Annotated in this window: 18 protein-coding genes; 8 read left to right on the top strand and 10 right to left on the bottom strand. The window is 63.1% G+C overall.

The annotated features are described in order from the left end of the window. The first annotated feature begins 21 nt into the window (after window positions 1-21). From V3314_RS04195 to V3314_RS04170, 6 genes are all read left to right on the top strand, one after another. Complete coding sequence (locus tag V3314_RS04195) at window positions 22-1,422, top strand: pitrilysin family protein (RefSeq protein WP_338459946.1); 1,401 nt, start codon at window positions 22-24, stop codon at window positions 1,420-1,422. Window positions 1,423-1,551: 129 nt separating this feature from the next. After that, window positions 1,552-2,574, top strand: a complete 1,023-nt coding sequence (locus tag V3314_RS04190; RefSeq protein ID WP_046616911.1) for a DUF5924 family protein — start codon at window positions 1,552-1,554, stop codon at window positions 2,572-2,574. Window positions 2,575-2,707: 133 nt separating this feature from the next. Further along, window positions 2,708-3,841: an MlaE family lipid ABC transporter permease subunit gene (locus V3314_RS04185; RefSeq protein ID WP_046616912.1), complete on the top strand. Its 1,134-nt coding sequence runs from the start codon at window positions 2,708-2,710 to the stop codon at window positions 3,839-3,841. Then, a complete protein-coding gene (locus V3314_RS04180) occupies window positions 3,838-4,629 on the top strand; it encodes an ATP-binding cassette domain-containing protein (protein ID WP_046616913.1) in 792 nt (263 codons plus the stop codon). Before V3314_RS04185 ends, V3314_RS04180 begins: the two co-directional genes overlap by 4 nt. Window positions 4,630-4,632: 3 nt before the next feature. Continuing rightward, on the top strand, window positions 4,633-5,571 hold the full coding sequence (locus V3314_RS04175; protein ID WP_046616914.1) for an MlaD family protein: 939 nt from the start codon (window positions 4,633-4,635) through the stop codon (window positions 5,569-5,571). Continuing rightward, window positions 5,568-6,185 carry an ABC-type transport auxiliary lipoprotein family protein gene (locus V3314_RS04170; RefSeq protein WP_338459945.1) on the top strand — a complete coding sequence of 206 codons (618 nt, stop codon included), beginning with the start codon at window positions 5,568-5,570 and terminating at the stop codon, window positions 6,183-6,185. The genes V3314_RS04175 and V3314_RS04170 overlap by 4 nt, the downstream gene beginning before the upstream one ends. Window positions 6,186-6,211: 26 nt before the next feature. Here the strand turns inward: V3314_RS04170 and V3314_RS04165 are convergent, their stop codons facing one another. From V3314_RS04165 to V3314_RS04140, 6 genes are all read right to left on the bottom strand, one after another. Next, window positions 6,212-7,441: a spore maturation protein gene (locus V3314_RS04165; protein WP_046616916.1), complete on the bottom strand. Its 1,230-nt coding sequence runs from the start codon at window positions 7,439-7,441 to the stop codon at window positions 6,212-6,214. A gap of 238 nt (window positions 7,442-7,679) precedes the next feature. After that, on the bottom strand, window positions 7,680-9,008 hold the full coding sequence (gene gltP / locus V3314_RS04160) for a glutamate/aspartate:proton symporter GltP (RefSeq protein WP_025337235.1): 1,329 nt from the start codon (window positions 9,006-9,008) through the stop codon (window positions 7,680-7,682). A gap of 742 nt (window positions 9,009-9,750) precedes the next feature. Then, window positions 9,751-10,221: an inhibitor of vertebrate lysozyme family protein gene (locus tag V3314_RS04155; protein ID WP_025337234.1), complete on the bottom strand. Its 471-nt coding sequence runs from the start codon at window positions 10,219-10,221 to the stop codon at window positions 9,751-9,753. A 2-nt stretch (window positions 10,222-10,223) separates the two neighbouring features. Continuing rightward, window positions 10,224-10,385, bottom strand: a complete 162-nt coding sequence (locus tag V3314_RS04150) for a DUF1328 domain-containing protein (RefSeq protein ID WP_003252966.1) — start codon at window positions 10,383-10,385, stop codon at window positions 10,224-10,226. A gap of 41 nt (window positions 10,386-10,426) precedes the next feature. Then, entirely contained in the window at window positions 10,427-10,717 is a 291-nt protein-coding gene (locus tag V3314_RS04145) for a hypothetical protein (RefSeq protein WP_046616917.1), read from the bottom strand. A gap of 174 nt (window positions 10,718-10,891) precedes the next feature. Then, window positions 10,892-11,713: a BON domain-containing protein gene (locus V3314_RS04140; protein ID WP_046616918.1), complete on the bottom strand. Its 822-nt coding sequence runs from the start codon at window positions 11,711-11,713 to the stop codon at window positions 10,892-10,894. Between the two features lie 211 nt (window positions 11,714-11,924). On the opposite strand from V3314_RS04140, the gene algB reads away from it, so the two are divergent. Together algB and V3314_RS04130 are read left to right on the top strand one after the other, a co-directional pair. Next, window positions 11,925-13,271 (top strand): sigma-54-dependent response regulator transcription factor AlgB, encoded by a 1,347-nt coding sequence (gene algB / locus V3314_RS04135; protein WP_046616919.1) that lies wholly within the window; start codon window positions 11,925-11,927, stop codon window positions 13,269-13,271. Next, window positions 13,268-15,049 carry a KinB sensor domain-containing domain gene (locus V3314_RS04130; protein ID WP_338459943.1) on the top strand — a complete coding sequence of 594 codons (1,782 nt, stop codon included), beginning with the start codon at window positions 13,268-13,270 and terminating at the stop codon, window positions 15,047-15,049. The genes algB and V3314_RS04130 overlap by 4 nt, the downstream gene beginning before the upstream one ends. A 121-nt stretch (window positions 15,050-15,170) precedes the next feature. On the opposite strand, the gene V3314_RS04125 is transcribed toward V3314_RS04130, so the two are convergent. From V3314_RS04125 to V3314_RS04110, 4 genes are all read right to left on the bottom strand, one after another. After that, the gene (locus V3314_RS04125) at window positions 15,171-16,775 is read right to left on the bottom strand and encodes an EAL domain-containing protein (protein WP_046616921.1); all 1,605 of its coding nucleotides are present in this window, start codon (window positions 16,773-16,775) and stop codon (window positions 15,171-15,173) included. A 305-nt stretch (window positions 16,776-17,080) separates the two neighbouring features. Beyond that, window positions 17,081-17,869: an N-acetylmuramoyl-L-alanine amidase gene (locus tag V3314_RS04120; protein WP_046615264.1), complete on the bottom strand. Its 789-nt coding sequence runs from the start codon at window positions 17,867-17,869 to the stop codon at window positions 17,081-17,083. 80 nt (window positions 17,870-17,949) lie between these two features. Then, window positions 17,950-19,872, bottom strand: coding sequence for a GGDEF domain-containing protein (locus V3314_RS04115; RefSeq protein WP_046615265.1), 1,923 nt, complete (start codon window positions 19,870-19,872; stop codon window positions 17,950-17,952). 27 nt (window positions 19,873-19,899) lie between these two features. After that, entirely contained in the window at window positions 19,900-20,754 is an 855-nt protein-coding gene (locus V3314_RS04110) for an endonuclease/exonuclease/phosphatase family protein (RefSeq protein ID WP_046615266.1), read from the bottom strand. Window positions 20,755-20,758: the final 4 nt, after the last annotated feature.

The raw sequence follows: 20,758 nt of genomic DNA, 5'->3' as shown, positions 1-20,758 counted from the left end.
CCTGAGGACCCAAGCTCGCCCATGCGTTGCCTGATGTTCGTTTGCCTGCTGATCTGCAGCCTGCCCTCATTCGCCCTCGACCGCTCGCGGGTGGAAGGTTACCTGTTGCCCAACGGCCTGCAGGTCATCTTGAAAAACGGCTATGAACGCGACCATGTGGCGATTCGCCTGGTGGTCGGTGTCGGCCTGGATGACTTCAATTGCGAGCAGAAAGAGCTGCCGCACCTGCTCGAGCACCTGCTCTTCAGCGGCATCGACGAAACTGGCGAAGGCGGCCTGGAAGAGCGCCTGCAATCGCTGGGCGGCGAGTGGAACGCCTACACCAGCAGCGCCGACACCACCTTCGTGATCGAAGCCCCGGCACGCAACCAGCGCAAAATCCTGGACCTGCTGCTGGCGGTGATCCACGACACCCGCATCGATGCCAAGGCCCTGGCCACCGCCAAGCGCATCATCGAGCGCGAGGATGGCGGCCACTATGGCCACCTGCAGCGCTGGCTCGACCGCCAGGACATCGGCCACCCCGCCAGTGACCAGCTAGCCACCGAGCTGGGGCTGAAATGCCCGGAGCGCTCCAACCTCGAAGATATGACCCTGGAGCAGGTGAACACTTTGCGTGACCGCTGGTACGCGGCCAACAACATGACCCTGATCGTGGTCGGCGGCCTCGACCGCCTGCTGCCGGCTTACCTGGAGCGTACCTTTGGCGAACTGCCCGCCACCGAGCCGGAGGAGCGCCGCACCCTGGAAAGCATCGGCCAGCAAGCTGCACAGCGCCGCGACCTGACCCGCGGCTGGCTGGGCGACAGCGTCAAGCTGCACTGGCTGTTCGTCGAGCCGGTGCTGGACAACGACCACCAGGCCACCCTGGACCTGCTGTCGCACTACCTGGACTGGGCGCTGTACGACCAGCTTCGCCTGCGCAACGGGTTGTCCTACGGCCCTTCGGCAAAACGCGAGAGCTTCGGCGACACCGGCCTGCTAAGCCTCAATGCCGATCTGGAGCGCGAGGACATCGACCAAGCGGTCGAAGTGATGCAGAAGTTGTTCGACCACCTGCGCAAGGAAGGCCTCGACCCGGAGACCTTCGAGCGCATCAAGTACGCCAGCGTCGCCAAGGAAAGCTGGAGTACCCAGGGCAACAGTGCCTTGGCCGACTACTACTGGGGCGCGCTGAACGACTATAGCGACGGGCGCTTCGTCAACCCGGTGCGCAAGCTGCGCCAGGTCAGCCTGGCGCAGGCCAACGAGGCGCTGAAAGAACTGCTCAAGGAAGATGGCTATGTGCGTATCGAGAAACCATTGCTTGGCTATGATGAGCTCTACGGGCTGGTCGCCTTGTTGTTTGGGCTGATCCTGGCAGCGGGGTTGTTGCGCTGGCGTCGGCATGCTCCGGAAAAGCCGAGCGGTGCTACACGCTAGCAGTGAATCGGCGGTATCCTTTTGCCAGTACCGGCCACTTCGCGGGTATCGCAACGCGGTCCCTTTGGGAGCGGTTTCACCCGCGAAGAGGCCGGCACAGCCACCATACCCTTTCTGTTGTAGCCCCCAATGCCCCAAATCCCCCACATCGTCCAGCGCATCATCGAACTGCTTAAACGCTACCCCGGCATCATCGCGCTCGGCGGTTTCCTCTCCGGGATTGGTAGCTTCATCCTTGTCGACCGCCAGGCTGGCCTGGCCAGCTGGATTGCTGTGCTCATGCTGGTCAGCTGGGTCTGGCTGATGCTGGAAAACACCCTCACCGGCCTGTTCGCGCGCACCTTCAACCGCGAAATACCGCAACCATTGCTGCGCTACGCGACGCAGATGATCCACCAGGAATCACTGTTCTTCGTACTGCCGTTCTTTTTCATCACCACCACCTGGAACAGCGGCCAACTGGTGTTCACCGGCCTGCTCGGTGCCGCCGGGCTGATTTCGATCATCGATCCGCTGTACTACAAGTGGCTGGCGCCGCGCCGCTGGCTGTTCCTGGCATTGCATACCCTGACCCTTTTCGCCGCCCTGCTGACCGCGCTGCCGATCATCCTGCACCTGACCACCGCGCAAAGCTTCAAGCTGGCCCTGATTGCAGCCATGGCACTGTCGTTCCCCAGCCTTGTCAGCAGCTTCCCGATCAACAACTGGCGCCGCGCTGTGGCCCTGGTGGTGGTCACCCTGTCGGTCGGCGCCGGGGGTTGGCTGCTGCGCTCCTGGGTGCCGCCAGCGACCCTGTGGATGACCGAAGTGGCGGTCAGCACCGAAGTGCTGAACCGCCAGCCGGGCGATTCGCTGCACGAAATTGCTGCCAGCCGCATCCGTAGCAGCGGCCTGTACGCCTACACCGCGATCAACGCGCCACGCGGCCTGAACGAGCGGATCTACCATGTGTGGCAAAAGGACGGCCAGGAAGTCGATCGCATTGCCTTGGACATCCACGGCGGGCGCAAGGAAGGCTACCGGGCCTGGACCCACAAGCAGAACTTCCCGCCGAACCCGGTGGGCAAGTGGCAGGTGAGGGTACTGACCGAAGATGGGCAGGTCATCGGCGTGCTGCGCTTCAAAGTGGTAGATGACGCGCCCACGGGGTGAGTGAAAGGGGCCGCTTGCCGGCGATGGGCTGCAAAGCAGCCCCCAAGGTCCGTGAAGACAGCACATAATCACCAAACAGCCCATGCCCGCTGCGCTATGATCAGCCCCTATGCCTTAGCGCCGAGTCAGTAGCATGGAGCCGATGACCACCCCCAGCGCCACCCTGGACACCAGTAGCCAACCGGCCTGTCTGCGCATTACCGGTGACTGGACCTTGGCGCATTACGCCAGCCTCAAACGTGAGAGCGAGCGCCTGCGCGCGCAATACGCTGCCGATACCATCGCCGACCTCAGCCAACTGGGCCGCCTGGACACCGCCGGCGCCTCGCTGCTGGCCGAACTGCTCGGCTCCGAACGCCTGTCGCGCTGCACCCACGGCCTGCCAGAAGCCAGCCGCGCCCTGCTCAAGAATGTCTACTGCTCGGTGCAGGACTACTGCATCCCGGTCAAGGAGCCCGAGCGGAACGTGCTGCTGTTGCTGCTGGAGCGCATCGGTTGCGCCGTCGGCACCTTGTGGCAAGACACCATGCAGGTGCTCGGCTTCGTTGGCCTGATCCTCGAAACCCTGCTGCGCCGCGCCCTGCAACCCCATCGCTGGCGCTTCACCCCGGTCGTGGCGCACATCGAACAAACCGGCCTGGACGCCGCGCCCATCGTCGCCCTGCTGACCTTTCTGGTGGGCGCGGTAGTGGCTTTCCTTGGCGCCACGGTGCTGGCCGATTTCGGCGCGACCGTCTTCACTGTCGACCTGGTGGCATTCTCGTTCCTGCGCGAATTCGCCGTGCTGCTGACCGCCATCCTCATGGCCGGCCGCACTGCCAGTGCGTTCACCGCGCAGATCGGCTCGATGAAGGCCAACGAGGAAATCGATGCCATCCGCACCCTGGGCCTGAACCCCATGGAGATGCTGGTGGTGCCGCGCGTACTGGCACTGTTGATTTCGCTGCCCTTGCTGACCTTCATCGCGATGATCTGCGGTATCGTCGGCGGTGCGGTGGTGTGCGCGCTGTCACTGGACATCTCGCCAGCCATGTTTCTGTCGCTGCTGCAAAGCGACATCGGCGTGCAGCACTTCCTGGTCGGCCTGGCCAAGGCACCGTTCTTCGCCTTCCTGATCGCCGCCATCGGCTGCCTGGAAGGCTTCAAGGTCAGCGGCAGCGCCGAATCGGTGGGCGCGCACACCACCTCGGCGGTAGTGCAGTCGATATTCGTGGTCATCGTGCTGGATGCGGTGGCTGCACTGTTCTTCATGGAGATGGGCTGGTGAATGGCCAGGAACGCGTGATCGAGGCCCGCGGCATCTGCAACCGCTTCGGCCGCCAGAGCGTGCACGAAAACCTCGATCTCGACCTGTATCGCGGCGAGATCCTCGCCGTGGTCGGTGGGTCGGGCAGCGGCAAGTCGGTGCTGCTGCGTAGCATCATCGGCCTGCGACGGCCCGACGACGGGCAGATCAAGGTGCTAGGCCAGGACCTGGCCGGCCTGCGCGAAGAGCAGCGCTCCTTGGTCGAGCGACGCTTCGGCGTGCTGTTTCAGAAGGGCGCGCTGTTCTCTTCGCTGACCGTCACCGAAAACGTGGCGTTGCCGCTGATCGAGCACGCCGGGCTGTCCCGCGCCGATGCCGAGCACCTGGCCGGAGTGAAGCTGGCCCTGGCCGGGCTGCCAATCTCGGCCGCCGACAAGTACCCGGCCTCGCTGTCGGGGGGCATGATCAAGCGCGCCGCGCTGGCCCGTGCCTTGGCACTGGACCCGGACATCCTTTTCCTCGACGAGCCCACCGCTGGCCTGGACCCGATCGGCGCCGCCGCCTTCGACCAGTTGATCCTGACTCTGCGGGACGCTCTGGGCCTGTCGGTGTTCCTCATCACCCACGACCTCGACACCCTGTACACCATTACCGACCGCATCGCCGTGCTGTCGCAGAAGAAGGTCCTGGTGGCCGGCCCGCTGGCCGAGGTCGAGCAGACCGACGACGCATGGATTCAAGAATACTTTCATGGCCCACGCGGGCGCGCGGCCGAACAGGCCGCCACCCGTGCCGGGCAGGAGCGCTGAGCAATGGAAACCCGAGCCCATCACGTTCTTATCGGCCTGGTCACCGTCCTGGTGGTAGCCGGCGCCATGCTGTTCGGCCTGTGGCTGGCCAAGTCCAGTGTCGACGACGCCTTCAAGGACTACGAAGTGGTGTTCAACGAAGCCGTCTCCGGCCTGTCCCGCGGCAGCCCGGTGCAGTACAACGGCATCAAGGTGGGCGACGTGTCCACTCTGCGCCTGGACCCGAAAGATCCGCGCCGAGTACTGGCACGGGTGCGCCTGAGCGCCGACACCCCGGTGAAGGAAGACACCCAGGCCAAGCTGACCCTGGCCGGCGTGACCGGCAACTCGTTCATCCAGCTCAGCGGGGGCACCCCGCAAAGCCCCGAGCTGAAAGGCAAGGATGGCAAGCTGCCGGTGATCATCGCATCGCCCTCGCCAATCTCGCGCCTGCTCAATGACAGCAGCGACCTGGTGACCAACATCAACCTGCTGCTGCACAACGCCAACCAGATGTTTTCCGAGGACAACATCGGCCATCTCAGCAACACCCTGTCCAACCTCGACAAGACCACCGGCGCCTTCGCAGGCCAGCACGGCAGCATCACCCAGGCCATCGAGCAACTGGTCCAGGTGGGCAAGCAGGCCAGCGCCACCCTGGCCGAAACCCAGGCACTGATGCGCAATGCCAACGGCCTGCTGGGCAGCGAAGGCAAGCAGGCCATCGGCAGTGCCGAGCAGGCCATGCAGTCACTGGCCGAGAGCACCGCCACCATCAACCGCCTGCTCGAGGACAACCGCGAAGCCATCGGCGACGGTGCCCAAGGCCTGAACCAACTGACCCCGGCAATTCGCGAGCTGCGCGAAACCCTCAACGCCCTCAAAGGCATTTCCCGGCAATTGGAGGCCGACCCCAGCGGCTACCTGCTCGGCCGCGACAACAACAAGGAGTTCCAACCATGAAACCGTCGCTGCGCCTGCTGGCCCTGGCGGCCGCACTGAACCTGGCCAGTGCCTGCTCCATCTTGCCGCAGAGCGAGCCCGTCGACCTGTACCGTCTTCCGGTGAACCAGCCCGGCCGGACGGCACCAGCGCTGGACTGGTCATTGCGCCTGAACAAGCCGCTGGCAAGCGAAGTGCTGGCCGGGCCACGGATTGCCGTGATTCCTCAGGGCGATGTGGTCAGTAGCTACAAGGGAGCGCGCTGGAGCGACGCGGTGCCGGTGCTGCTGCGCAACCGCCTGCTTGACGGTTTCCAGCGTGACGGCCAGGTGCAGCGCCTGAGCGCCGACGACAGCAACCTGCAGGCCGACTACGAGCTGGCTGGCGAGCTGCAGGCGTTCCAGACCGAATACCGCGCGGGCGGAGCAGTGGAGGTGGTAATCCGCTATGACGCACGCTTGGTCCAGGGCCGCAGCCAGCGCATTCTGGCCAGCAAACGCTTCGAAATCCGCCAGCCGCTGGCCGACAAACAGATTTCAGCGGTGGTTGCCGGTTTCGGGAAGGCCTGCGACCAGCTGACCGAGCAGGTGGTGAGTTGGACCATTGCGCAATCAGCCAGCGTTCCCGCTTCCTGAAGCTCTGTCTGTTCTTTGCGGGAGCGTCAGGCGAAGAACCAGTAGCAGACGAAGATCGCCGCGATCACACCGGACAATTCGGCCAGCAATGCGCAACCGACAGCATGGCGCACGCGTTGGATACCCACCGCACCAAAGTACACCGCGAGCACGTAGAAGGTGGTTTCGGTACTCCCCTGAATCGTCGCCGCCACCAGCGCCGGGAAGCTGTCCACACCGTGGGCCTGCATGGTCTCGATCAGCATCGCCCGCGCCGCACTGCCGGAGAACGGCTTGACCAGCGCAGTGGGCAGGCCCTCGACGAAGCGGGTGTCCAGGCCCAGCCAGGTGACCGCATGGCGAATACCGCCCAGGGCCAGCTCCAGGGCGCCTGAGGCCCGCAGCACACCCACCGCCACCAGCATCGCTACCAGGTAAGGCAACAAGCCCTTGGCCACATCGAAGCCTTCCTTCGCGCCTTCGACAAAGGCTTCATACACCTTCACACGCTTCAAGGCGCCGGTCACCAGGAACAGCATGATCACGCCGAACAACGTGAGGTTGCCCAAGATCGACGACAGGCTGGCCAGCGCGGCCGCCGAAAGGGTGCCGAGAAAGGCCATGAAGCCGCCCAGCAGCAAGGCACCGGGGATGAGGTAGGCAAGCACTACCGGGTCCCACAGGCGCAGGCGCTGCATCACCGCCACCGACAGCAGGCCGACCAGTGTCGAAACGCTGGTAGCCAGCAGAATGGGCAGGAACACCATGGTCGGGTCCGCCGCGCCTTGTTGGGCCCGGTACATGAAGATGGTCACAGGCAGCAGGGTCAGCGACGAGGCGTTGAGCACCAGAAACAGGATCTGCGCGTTGCTCGCCGTGGTGCTGCTGGGGTTCAGCTCCTGCAGCGCGCGCATGGCCTTCAGGCCGATCGGGGTGGCGGCATTGTCCAGGCCCAGGCCGTTGGCGGCGAAGTTCATGGTGATCAGGCCCAGGGCCGGGTGGCCGGGCGGAACTTCCGGCATCAGCCGGGCAAACAGCGGACCGAGCACCTTGGCCAGCCACTCGACAATGCCAGCCTTCTCGGCAATCTTGAGAAAGCCCAGCCACAGGGTCAGCGTGCCGAACAGCAGCACCATAACCTCGACCGACAGCTTGGCCATGGCGAATATGCTCTCGACCATCGCCGCGAAAATGCCGGCGTTGCCGCCTACCAGCCATTGGGCCAGGGCGGACACTGCCGCCACCAGGAAAAAGCCAAGCCAAAGGCCGTTGAGCATCCGTGTGTTCCCCCTGAAAAATGCCCGAATGATAGCGTATCGGGGCGCATGGCTGGAGACCGCAGGCGAGGGCTGCGCCCTCGTATCGCGACACAAGGCCGCTCCCACAATGGCCGGCGTATAGCGAGCCCTGTGGGAGCGGCCTTGCGTCGCGAAAGGGCCGCAAAGCGGCCCCAAGATCTCACAGGCAACAAAAAGCCCCGACAAGTCGGGGCTCTTGGTCATGCAGCAGTCAGGCTCAGCGCTTGGCAGCTTCGCCAACCATGGCCGCTTCCTGCTTGCCGGCCATCAGCGAGGCGTAGTACTTCTCGCCCTTGGCGGCGTCGTACATACCCTCCCAGCGAGCGATGACCAGGGCTGCCAGGGCGTTACCCACAACGTTCAAGGCGGTACGGGCCATGTCCATGATGCGGTCGACACCGGCGATGAAGGCCAGGCCCTCCAGCGGGATGCCCACGCTGCCCAGGGTGGCCAGCAGCACCACGAAGGAAACACCCGGTACGCCAGCGATACCCTTGGAGGTGACCATCAGGGTCAGCACCAGCAGCAGCTGCTGGCTCCACGACAGGTCGATACCGTACAGCTGGGCAATGAAGATGGCCGCGATGCTCTGGTACAGGGTCGAGCCGTCGAGGTTGAACGAGTAGCCGGTCGGAACCACGAACGAACAGATCGACTTCGGTGCACCGTACTTCTCCATCTTCTCGATCACGCGCGGCAGCACGGTTTCCGAGCTGGAGGTGGAGTAGGCGAGGATCAACTCATCTTTCATGATGCGCATGATCTTGATCACCGAGAAGCCGAACAGGCGGGCAACCAGGCCCAGCACCATGAAGGCGAAGAAGGCGATGGCGAAGTACACCAGCAGCACCAGCTTGGCCAGCGGCAGCAGCGAGCTGAAACCGAAGTTGGCGACGGTCACGGCGATCAGGGCGAACACGCCGATAGGGGCGTAGTTCATGATCATGTGGGTGACCTTGAACATGGTCTCGGAAACCGCCTGGAAGGTACGCACCAGCGGGTCGCGCAGCTCCGCCTGCAGGCTCGACAGCCCCAGGCCGAACATCACCGAGAAGAAGATGATCGGTAGCATTTCGCCACGCATCAGCGCTGCGAAGATGTTCGACGGGATCAGGTTCAGCAAGGTTTCGATGAACGCGTGCTCATGCTGCACTTCGGCCGCGGTAGCCTGGTACTTGGAGATGTCCACGGTACCCAGGGTGCTCATGTCGATGCCGGCGCCCGGGTGGAACAGGTTGGCCAACACCAGGCCCACGACGATGGCGATGGTGGTCACCACTTCGAAGTAGATGATGGTCTTCAGGCCGATGCTGCCCAGTTTCTTCGCGTCGCCAACCCCGGCGATACCCACGATCAGCGACGAAATCACGATCGGGACGACGATCATCTTGATCAGGCGAATGAAGATGTCACCAGCGGGCTGGAGGACGTTGCTGATCCACCATGCCTTTTCTGCACTGAAATGATTCAGTAGCGCGCCGATTGCAACACCCAGGACCAGACCGATGACGATCTGCCAGGCGAGGCTCAGTTTTGCCTTCTTCATGTCTTTACCCTTTGTTCTAGTGGTCATGGGCACCCAACGGAAACGCCCGTAACAGAGCCGTTGGCTAGGTCACGAGCAGAAGATGCTTCCGTCCGGCGACTTCATGTAAGGACACCGCAGGCGAGCGACAGGGCGCTCGGGCCGGCGAAAAAGGCGGCAACTATTGCGATGGCAAAGGGGGAAATCTAATGCCGGAAGCGCATAGCCCATACCGTTCATGCATAACATTTCTGACCAAAATGGGAGGTTCGCAAGTGCTTGATTTAGAACGTTCGGAATCCCGAACAAGACCAAACCGCCAAATTTAGGCAGATTTGGCTGGGTGAAAAGGACAGGAAAGATGGCTTGTTCGACAATCCGAATGGCTGAAATGGCACTTGAACAAGCGTAGTGCTGATCGAAAAAAAATTGATGTACGGTCAAGACAAAATGTGTCTTGGAGAGGAAATCGCGCAGGGAAGAGACGTTTCTTACATGGCTCCTCGGAAGTCAGGTCTGGACAGCGCCTACGGCTCCGCCGACCTGAAACTTCCGATTCCGCCTTTCCTGACCCGGCCCATTGCTGGAGGCACTCCCTGTACCCCTAGGCCACTCCGATCCTGCAACAATCAGAACAGCCCGGCCCCTTGGTCATGTGCAGCCCCTCCTCGGGGCAGCGCATCATAGAAGGCTGAACTATAGAAAGGTTCAGCTTCTATTACGTGACAGTGCATGACCTTTCATCCGTACCGGATACAAAAGCTCAGTACCAATTCGGGTCACGCTTGAGCTGCTCCTGCAGCATCGCCTTCATGCCGTCGTCCGGCTTACCCAGCCAGCGATATTGCGCGTGGCGGGTGGGCGACTTGTCGCTCGGCAAACCTTCGGGAACTTCCACGAGCATCCCGTAGGCATCGTCCTTGTCCCAGCTGAACGCCACGATCAGGCGCTTGTAGGTGCAGTTGTCCTGGCGTTCGCACAATGGGCCGACCAGATACTTGTCGCCGTCTTCGGTAACGGCGGACATCTGCTGCTGGGCGCTGCCGGTCAGATTGACCACCCAATCGGGCAGGCGTTCCTCTCCTTCGATCGTGTCCTGCCAGGTTTCCCGGTATTCCGGGTCCGAGCCGAGCAGCTGGTCGACCCGGACCTGGCCGTCATTGGCCGCCATCGCCGCCGCACTGCCGCCCAGTAACAGGGCGGCAGCCAGGGATGTCCAACGCTTCCTGCCCATCTTCAACCTCGTCCACGTCCAAAGAAGAAGGAGGCTACGAACAGTACCAGGAAGACAATGAACAGAATCTTCGCGATACCGGTGGCAGCGCCCGCGATACCACCGAAGCCCAGTACGGCGGCGACAATGGCGATGATGAGGAAAGTGATAGCCCAACTCAGCATGGTGGTTCTCCTTTCTTTTTTGAAAACGGTACGGCCAGCGGTCAGAACACCCAGCGGTCCTGGGGTACAACATTTTCCACGGTGGCCGGTGACGCAGTGGCCTGACTGGCTGGCAGCGGGTCGGCGGCCTTGACCAACGTATTGGCACGGGTTGCCTGAATCTGCGTCAACAGCGCGGTCTGCGCCGCCACTTGCTCGGCCAGGCGCGCGGTCTGCCAGCTGTAGTAGAAGAGGCCAGCGGCCAAGGTCAGCAACAGCGCCAGGCCGAGTGAAAGCACCTGGCGCAGGGGCATTGCAGCGCTCTGCAAGCGGTTGACGGATTGGCGGTTCATGCCGGCTCCTCCTGCTGTAATTCTTGTTCAAACCTGAACAGGTAATTGCAGCCTGCGTGCCAGCCTTTTGGATTGGACAAAAACCATTAAAATCAAATAGTTACGCAAATTACTCAAAGCCAGGGAGGACGTATCCTGCACGATGCCGCCCAGGCCGTCGTGCGAATTGCACGATCAGCCTTCGACCTTGGTCGCCACTTTGAGCAGGTCAGCATCCACCCCGCGCACACCGATGATCTGCCGGGCGATTTCCACGGCAATGGTTTTCTGCTCGCTACTGACCACTTCGCCGGAAAGCCGCACCAACCCCTCTTCGCTGGCCACTTTCAGGTTCAGGCCATCCAGGTTGCGGCTGAAGCGGTAGCTGTTCTGGATCTTGTCGATGATCCAACTGTCGCTCGGCTGCGGCCCGGTCGGCGTTCCCACCGGGGTTTCCCGGGCCTTGGCCATGGCAGCGGTATCGAGGCTGACCAGGTTGTTGACCAGGTGCACGCCCTCGGTGGTACGCGCCACCACGCCGGCCAGCTCCTTGGCCTCGGCACTGTCGACCTTGCCACGCAGGGTCACCACACCTTCGCTGCTCTGTACATCTATAGGCGCCTTCTCGGTGGTGCGGCTCCACAACAGCCGCGCACGGATCACCGCGGCCAGGGTTGCATCCTCCAGGCGCTGGGCGTAGGCACGCAGCGCCAGCGGGCGCTCCACCAGCTGGGCATTGACCCGCAGCTGATTGTCGACTTGCTCGATGCCACGGGTAGCCAGCGCCACATGCTCGGCCAGCTGGCGCTCGACGTCATTCTCCACCTCACCGGAAAGCCGCGCCTGCTTGCCGTCCACCTCGACCTGAATACGGAACGGGTCGAGCATGCGGTTCAGCGACAGGGCAGTTTGCAGGGCCCCCTCCAGGCGAGCGTCCTGCACCGGGCCGGCGAGGGCCGGGGTGAATATCGGCAGCAAGGTGGCTGCCAACATAGCGGTGCGAATGGAAAAGGACATGGCGGTGCCTCCTTTTGTAGAGCAAAGCTAAAAATCCTCGCAACCAATGTGCCACCGTGGACCTCTAACCAAATCATCGGGATATCGCGGCCTACAGGCGTCGATTGGCCATTGGCTAGCATGCAAAGGACAGGTTCCTTCACAATGGACCATGCAACTTGCCCGATTTTTCCCACACTAAATGAAGATCTTTCCTAAAGGAGCGCAGCACATGGAGTCAGCCCAGGACAACCAAGGCCGCATTCTGCTGGTGGATGACGAGTCCGCGATCCTGCGCACCTTCCGCTATTGCCTGGAGGACGAGGGCTATAGCGTGGCCACGGCCAACAGCGCCGCCCAGGCCGAAGCCCTGCTGCAGCGCCAGGTGTTCGACCTGTGCTTCCTTGATTTGCGCCTCGGCGAGGACAACGGCCTCGACGTGCTGGCGCAGATGCGTATCCAGGCCCCCTGGATGCGGGTGGTGATCGTCACCGCGCACTCGGCGATCGATACGGCAGTGGACGCGATCCAGGCCGGCGCCGCGGATTACCTGGTCAAGCCGTGCAGCCCCGACCAGCTGCGGCTGGCTACCTCCAAGCAATTGGAAGTACGCCAACTTTCCGCGCGCCTGGAGGCCCTGGAAGGTGAAATACGCAAACCCAAGGACGGCCTTGATTCGCACAGTCCGGCGATGATGGCGGTGCTGGAAACCGCCCGCCAGGTCGCTACCACCGATGCCAACATCCTCATCCTTGGCGAGTCGGGCACAGGTAAAGGTGAGCTGGCCCGGGCCATCCATGGCTGGAGCAAGCGCGCGCGCAAATCCTGCGTGACCATCAACTGCCCGTCACTGAACGCCGAGCTGATGGAAAGTGAGTTGTTCGGCCACACCCGCGGCGCCTTCACCGGCGCCAGCGAAAGCACCCTGGGGCGAGTCAGCCAGGCTGATGGGGGCACGCTATTCCTCGACGAGATCGGCGATTTCCCACTGACCTTGCAACCCAAACTGCTGCGCTTCATTCAGGACAAGGAATACGAGCGCGTCGGCGACCCGGTCACCCGTCGCGCCGATGTGCGTATCCTCGCCGCCACCAACCTCAACCTCGAAGAAATGGTGCGTGAGAGCCGCTTCCGCGAAGACCTGCTGTATCGCCTGAACGTCATCACCTTGCACCTGCCGCCGCTGCGCGAGCGCAGTGAAGACATCCTGACCCTGGCCGACCGCTTTCTCGCCCGCTTCGTCAAGGAATACTCCCGTCCTGCCCGCGGCTTCAGTGACGAAGCCCGTACGGCCCTGCTCAACTACCGCTGGCCCGGCAACATTCGCGAACTGCGCAACGTGGTGGAGCGTGCCAGCATCATCTGTCCGCAGGAGCGCGTGGAAATCAGCCACCTGGGCATGGGCGAGCAGCCTGCAGGCAATGCCCCGCGCGTTGGCGCCGCGCTGAGCCTGGATGAGCTGGAACGCGCCCACATTGGCGCGGTGCTGGCCGCCAGCGACACCCTTGACCAGGCTGCCAAGACCCTGGGAATCGATGCCTCCACCCTGTACCGCAAGCGCAAGCAGTACAACTTATGAGGTGGCCACCCATGAAGCTGCGCACGCGGCTTTTCCTCAGCATTTCGGCGCTGGTCACCGTAGCCCTGCTCGGGCTGCTGCTGGGCCTGGTCAGCGTGCTGCAGATGGCCACGGTGCAACAGCGACTGGTGCGCGATACCACCCACGCCCTGGAAATAGGGCTGAAGTTGCGCCAGAACCTTGGCGAACAGTTGACCTTGATCCTCGATGACGAGACCGCCCCGGAAAACCTGCAGCTGCTGCAGGACAACTTCCAGACCCTGCTGAACCAGGGGCTGGACCAAGGTGGCGAGCGCACCGGCTTCAGCAAGGCCAGCAGCAATTACCAGGCCTTCCTTCAGGCCTACCGCGATAGCCCGGCGCCCTCGCGCAGCATGGGGGCTGAGCAGCCACTGGGAGCCGCGTTCAATCAGGTCCGCACCGACCTGATCGATTCCCACAGGCAGGCGCTGGATCACATCACCCGTAGCGAAGAACACACCCGCGACCACGCCCTGCTGGTCAGCGGCGTACTTGGCCTGATGGGCCTGGTGGTACTGGTACTGGGCTTTATCACCGCGCACAACATCGCCCGGCGCTTCGGCCAGCCGATCGAAGCCTTGGCATTAGCGGCCGACCAACTCGGCAAGGGCAATTTCGACGTCACCCTGCCGGTCACCCAAGCCACCGAACTGAACCAGCTTACCCGCCGCTTCGGCCTGATGGCCGATGCCTTGCGCAAGCACCAGGCCACCAACGTCGACGAACTGCTGGCCGGCCAGCAACGCTTGCAGGCCGTACTCGACAGCATTGACGATGGCCTGCTGATCATCGACCGCCAAGGCCGCCTGGAACACCTCAACCCGGTGGCGCAGCGCCAGCTGGGCTGGACCGATAGCCGCGCGGGCAGCAGCCTGGCTGAAGCTCTGCAGCGCCCGGAACTGGAACAGCAACTACGCCAGGTACTGCGCGGCGGCAACCTCGACCGGCAGCCGGACGACCTGAACATGGAGGTCGATGACGAAACGCGCCTGCTCGCCTACAGCCTGACGCCGGTCAGCCATCCGCAAGGGCCGATCCTTGGCGCGGTGATGGTGCTGCACGATGTAACCGAGCAGCGAGCCTTCGAACGCGTGCGTAGCGAATTCGTACTGCGCGCTTCCCATGAGCTGCGCACTCCGGTGACCGGCATGCACATGGCCTTCGGCCTGTTGCGCGAGCGGCTCAAGTTCCCGCCCGAGGCGCGCGAGCACGACCTGCTGGAAACCATCGGCGAGGAAATGCAGCGCCTGACCCAGTTGATCAACGATCTGCTCAACTTCAGCCGCTACCAGAGCGGGATGCAGAAGCTCGAGCTGGCTCCCTGCGCTATCGACGAGTTGCTGGAGCGTGCACAAAAGCGCTTTGCCGAGCCGGCAGCGAACAAGCAGATCGAGCTGATCACTGAACTGGAACTACCGCTACCGCGTATCCAGGCCGACGTCGCCCAACTCGATCGGGTGCTGGACAACCTGTTGCACAACGCCATCCGTCATACCGCCAGCGGCGGGCGTATCCGCCTGCATGCACGGCGGCATGCGGAGCGGGTGATCATCAGCGTCGAGGACAACGGCGAGGGCATTGCCTATGGGCAACAGGGGCGCATCTTCGAGCCCTTCGTGCAGGTAGGGCGCAAGAAAGGCGGCGCAGGGCTGGGGCTGGCGTTGTGCAAGGAGATCGTGCAGTTGCATGGCGGACGCATGGGCGTGTTTTCCCGGCCAGGGCAGGGGACCCAGTTTTACATGGCGCTGCCGGTCTGAATGTTGCCTGCCCTGTCCCCATCGCCGGCAAGCCAGCTCCCACAGGGATCGCACCGCACTTGGTGCCATTGCAATACCTGTGCGGGCTGGCTTGCCGGCGATGAGGCCGGTGCAGGATCACTCAATGCTCAACCCGCCGCGGCAGCCGTCCTCGGGTCACCAGTTCGGCAAACTGCCGGGCATTCAGTGGCCGGGCAAACAGCCAGCCCTGGCCATAATTGACTCCTTCGCTGTTCAGCAGCACCGCCTGGTCTTCACACTCGATGCCTTCGGCGATCACCCGCAGGTGCAAGTCGTGGGCCATGCGGATGATATGCGGGGCAACACCGCTGCTGGCGGCGTCATGCCCAAGGGCATCGATAAAGGCCTTGTCGATCTTCAGGCAGTCCACCGGCAGGGTCTGCAGGTAGGCCAGACTGCAATATCCCGTACCAAAGTCGTCGATCAGCACCTGGTGCCCCACCGCGCGCAACGCCTGCAGGTTGTCGCGCGCCACCACCACGTCGATCAGGCCGCGCTCGGTCACCTCGAATGCAATCTGACTCGCCGCCACCCGGTGCAGGGCGAGCAAGCGCGCCGCCACCCGGCCAATGCGCGGCACCATCACATCGCAAGCCGCCAGGTTCACCGAAATGTAAAGGTTGGGGTGCGAGCGCAACAGTTGCCCTAACTGTTCCAGCACACGCTGCAGGACAAAGTCGGTGATCTGGCGAATCTGCCCGGTGTTTTCCGCCAACGGGATGAACAGATCCGGGCTGGTCAGGGTGCCGTCCGGGCGGCGCCAGCGCACCAGGGCCTCGGCCCCGACACAGCGCCGGCTGTCGAGCTCGAAGATCGGCTGGTAGAGCACCTGCAGTTCGCCGCGGCGCAAGGCATTCTGCAATTCCGAGCTCATCGACCGCCGCTGCAGGATCAGTTGCAGCACCAGCCAGCCGATGCAGCAGGCCGCCAGCACACTGCCGGGGAACAGGAGCCAGAGCATGCCATTCATCCTCAACGGCAGGCTCGCCCGCGGGGCAATGAGCACCAACTGGTAGTCCGGCGACTTGGTTGGCATGCGGTAGATCAGGCGGTCGCTGAGCTCGAGCAGCGACTTGTGGCTGGTCGACCAGGCCGAGGGAGGTGGCCATACCTGCGGTGGGCCCAACACAGGGATGGCCCGGGCACCGTTGTCCAGCACCACGACAAGGCTGCCGCCCGGGGGCAGGTCGACCACATCGGTCAGGTGCCCACGAGAGGTGGATACCACGAACTTGCCCCTGCCCAGCATCAGTGCAGCCAGGTTCTCGTTCGGCTCGGTCGTGGTGTTCAGCCAGTAACTGTAGGTCGGCCCCTGGATGTCGGGAACCCGCAAGGGTTCGAACGCCCGCTCATCACCGCGGTTCGAGCAGGCGATATCCCCATCCACGTATGCCGCTTCATAAATGAAGCGTGAACTCAGGCTTACCTGCTGCAATGCCGTCAGCATCGCCGGACTGCAGCCGCGCAAGGGCTGCGCCTGCAACAGGTCGACCCCTTCGCGCAACTGGCCGAACACCTGCTCGAGGCGCTCGAGAAAGCGTTCCCCTTGGGCGTTCATCTGTGCACTTTCGCTTTGCTTCATCTGTTGCAGGGCAATGCCGATGCTGGCAGAGAGCAACAGTGCAGCGCTGGCCAGCGCTGCCAATGTGGCCAGCATCCAGGGACGGTAAAAAATTTGGCGCAGCAAAGCGATGAAGGCTGGCATCGAGGGCATCCAGTTGATAACTAAGGTATAGCAACTGAATCAAGAATCACCTTCGCCGTTGGGCGTTTCGTTTGCTTGTTGAGAGATGACCATCTCCCAAGGCTGCGCTGTCGCGCAGAGAGTCGATTTGCAGGCGCTACACGGACTCTGTGGGAGCAAGAAGCAAACGCGGTGGCTGGCACCGCGTTGGATTCTTCGCGGCTAAAGCCGCCCCCACAGGGTACGAGGATCGCTTGCGAACTCAGTTATCTGTGCGACAGCGCAGCCCAAAGGGCTGGGCAATCCCCCACAGCCTCGCTGGCGGCTCAACGCATCCGGTTGAGTACCTGCAGCATCGCCGCCGTCTGCGCATCCGGCATGCCATCGAAGCGCTGCGGGCGGAAACGCATCTGGAACGCGGCGATCACATGGCGGGTGGCAACATCCAGTACCCCGGTCTGCTCGATCGCGTAGCCAAACCGTGCCAGCTCCTGCTGATACCAGCCAATACTTGGCGGGTTGACGCTGAAATAGGCTTGCTGCCGTGCCACGGCGTTGGCATCCGGCCAGACACCCAACCCGGCGTCGGCCAGGCGCTTCCATGGGAACAGCGGCCCTGGGTCAAGCTTGCGCAGCGGCGCGATATCGCTGTGACCAATGATGTGCCGTGGCTCGATGTTGTTGCGTTTGACGATGTCCTTGAGCAGCGCGATCAGCGACTGGACCTGCGCTTCGCTGTAGGGGTGCCAGACCCGGCCATTCGGCGTGTCCGTGAAGCCCGGATTGACGATTTCGATACCGATGGACGAGGAGTTCAGCCAAGTCCGACCTTGCCACTGGCTATCACCGGCATGCCAGGCGCGGCGGCTTTCATCCACCAGCTGGTACACCGTCGCCGGGCCATCACCAATCAGGTAGTGGCTGCTGACTTCGCCATGGGTCAGCAACGCCAGGGAACGCTCCAGCGAAGCATTCGTGTAGTGCAGGACAACGAACTGGATTCGGTTGTCCTGGTTGACCGAAGGGTGGCTACGGTCGATGCGCAGGCCTGTCGAGCAACCGGCAACAGCCACCAGCAGGAAGGAAATCAGGGTTGTTTTAAGCGTGGAAAGCACGTCAGTGGCCTCAGCGTATGAGCGCTACAGTATAACGTGCTCCCCAGGGGCCGTGCTTGCCGCGAGTCAGCGGCTGCCGGCTATGCCTGCTCGACCCGGTTGCGCCCCGACTCTTTGGCCCGGTAAAGCGCCGCATCGGCGCGCTTGAGCACCTGGTCACCGCGCTCGCCGGAACGGAATGCACCCAGGCCGATGGACGTGGTGATCACCACCCGTTCCCCCTTGAAGTGGAACGGGCACGCCTCGACTGTGGCCCGCAGCAGCTCGGCGATCTGGGCAGCGGCGGCCGGCGAGGTCTGCGGCAGCAGCAGGACAAACTCCTCGCCGCCAAACCGGGCAATGAAATCACGGCTACGCAGGCGCTTGCGCAACTGGTCGGCGACGATCTTGAGTACTTTGTCCCCAGCCAGGTGCCCATAGCTGTCGTTGATTCGCTTGAAATGGTCCAGGTCGAGGATCGCCATCGCCAGATGGCCGCCGTGCGCTTGCCATTCGAGCATTTCGCGCTCGACCCGCTCGCTCCAGGCCGCACGGTTGGGCAAGCCGGTGAGGGGGTCGAGCAAGGCCTTCTGGCGCTGCTCTTCAAGGTGCTCGCGGTAGCCGAGCGCCTCCTGCTCCATGTTCGCCACCCGCTCCGACAGCCCTTGCAGGCGCCCAGCCAGCTCCTGTTCGCGGCGATCACGCTCGTGCTTGTGCTCGTCCATGGTCACCAACAGGCCTTCCAGGCGGTTTTCCAGGATGTGCTTGAGGCTGTCAACATCGGCGGCACCTTGCACACTGCTCTGCAGCCCGTCGACATGCTCTCGCAGTTGGGTATCCAGCTCGCGGGCGGCCGAGCTGTTGTCGGCATGCCCGGCACTGGCCTCGTGCAGGTGACTCTGGAAACCTTCGAGGCGTTCGTTGAGCTCCTGCAGGTAGGTTTCGAATTCGTGCTGACCGCTGTCAGTGATGGCCAGCATGAGCACAGCCAGGTCATCCAGTACCGGGATCAGCTCATACCAGTTCAAGCCGCGGGCGACCCGTTCACGCATCTCGAGGGCTTGTGCCTTGTGTCGCTCCGGCAGGCTGAGGTCATCGAGCAGGCCGATCAGGGTGTGTTCGATGTGCTCGGCGACCTGACTGTAGGGCGGCTCTACCGCGTAGGGCAGGGCATAGGGGCCGTCCTCGCCGAAGGTTTCTTCGAGTGTTTGTACCAGTCCCGTTCCAGCCGGAGGCTCGCTTGCGACAACTTCCGGTGCCGGCACATCGTCCGGTAGCGGCGCTGGTGCCAGTTCAGCCGTTTCGATCAGGGCCGGGCCAGGAGTCTCCAATGGCACTACGGGCGCCTCGACAACTGATGTTGAAGAGGCTGGCAGCGGCTGTAGCTCGTCCACATCGTCGGGCTGCAGAGCATCGACACTGGCCGGTGCCGCCGGGGGCTGCGCCTCGGCAACTGGCAAAGCCAGTGGCACAAGCGCTGGCTCGCTTTGCGCGTCACCTTCGCGGCTGCCGAACAAGCGCTGCAAGAAGCCGGGGCGGGCGTCCTCCGCCGACTTGCCCAAGGCTGACAGCGCACGGCCCTGCAAGCCGCTCAACTCGCCCAGCAACGGTGGCAGGTCGCGTGACTGAGCCACCCCGCCATCAAGCTTCTTCGCCAGTTTTTTCAGGGGCCGCGACACATCGTTCGGCAATGGCAGGCCTTGCAGTTGGTCGACCAACGCGGTCAGTGCATCGCTGACCTGGTTCATGCGGGCTTCGCGGCGCTGTTCGGAATCCAGCACCGCCTTCTCAAGACGCGGAATCAACCCGGCAAGGCCGGCGTCCATGTTGTCGCTGCGGATGACCTCGCGCATTTCCTTCATGCACTGGTCCACCACCTTGTCGCTGCCTTCGGCAGCCAGGGTGCTGCGTACCAGGCCGCGACACAGCAGGTCTAGACGTGCGTCCCAACGGCGCTCGAGCTTTTCCTGCTGCTCGATGCTTTTCAGGTATTTTTCTTTCCAGCGCTCAGCGTCTTCAGTCATGCCCGGGTCCGCAAACGGTGATGGCAATTAGCTCAGGACCGGCAGCGTATCCACAGTCAATGCATCAGGCAATCGAATCTCGACAGCAACGGGAAGGTGGTCGGAAATTGGTTGCGCCAGCACCTCGACGCGCTCCAGCGTGAGGCTTGAGCTGAGCAGGATGTGGTCAAGGCAACGCTGTGGGCGCCAGCTGGGGAAGGTGGCCTCGACTTGCGGGGCGATCAGGCCCAGATCGCGCAGCGGCGAGTGCTCCAGCAGGTCGGTTGCATGGGTATTCATGTCGCCCATCAGCACCTGGTGCCGGTAGCCGCCAATCAGCTCGCGAATGTAACCCAGCTGCAGGGCGCGGGTCTTGGCACCGAGGGCAAGGTGCATCATCACCACGATCAGCGCATCTTCACCCTCGCCAAAGCGCACCAGGATCGCACCACGCCCAGCCGGGCCGGGCAACGGGTGATCCTCGAGCAGTTGTGGCTTCAGGCGGCTGAGCACGCCATTGCTGTGCTGGGCAAAACGCCCAAGGTTGCGGTTGAGTTGCTGGTACCAGTAGGGGAAGGCGCCCAGGTGGGCAAGGTGCTCGACCTGGTTGACGTAGCCCGAGCGCAGGCTGCCGCCATCGGCCTCCTGCAGGGCCACAAGGTCGAAGTCGCCCAGCAGTTGGCCAATCTTCTGCAGGTTGCCTGCTCGCCCGTTGTGCGGCAGCAGGTGCTGCCAACTACGAGTCACGTAATGCCGATACCGCTCGGTGCTGATGCCCACCTGGATGTTGAAACTGAGCAGCCGCAGACGACCATCCTCGGGCAGGCCAGGCGCCTGCAGGTGATGCTCGTTGACCTGCGGCTGGTGCAGGCCAATGCCACGCGCGGTTCTGAAGCGGCGCATGGGT

The sequence above is a fragment of the Pseudomonas sp. TE3-3-F2023 genome, from assembly GCF_036784815.1.
Taxonomy (GTDB): domain Bacteria; phylum Pseudomonadota; class Gammaproteobacteria; order Pseudomonadales; family Pseudomonadaceae; genus Aquipseudomonas; species Aquipseudomonas pudica.
Note: the sequence above shows the minus strand (reverse complement) of the source record. Positions and strands in the feature narration are given on the sequence as shown.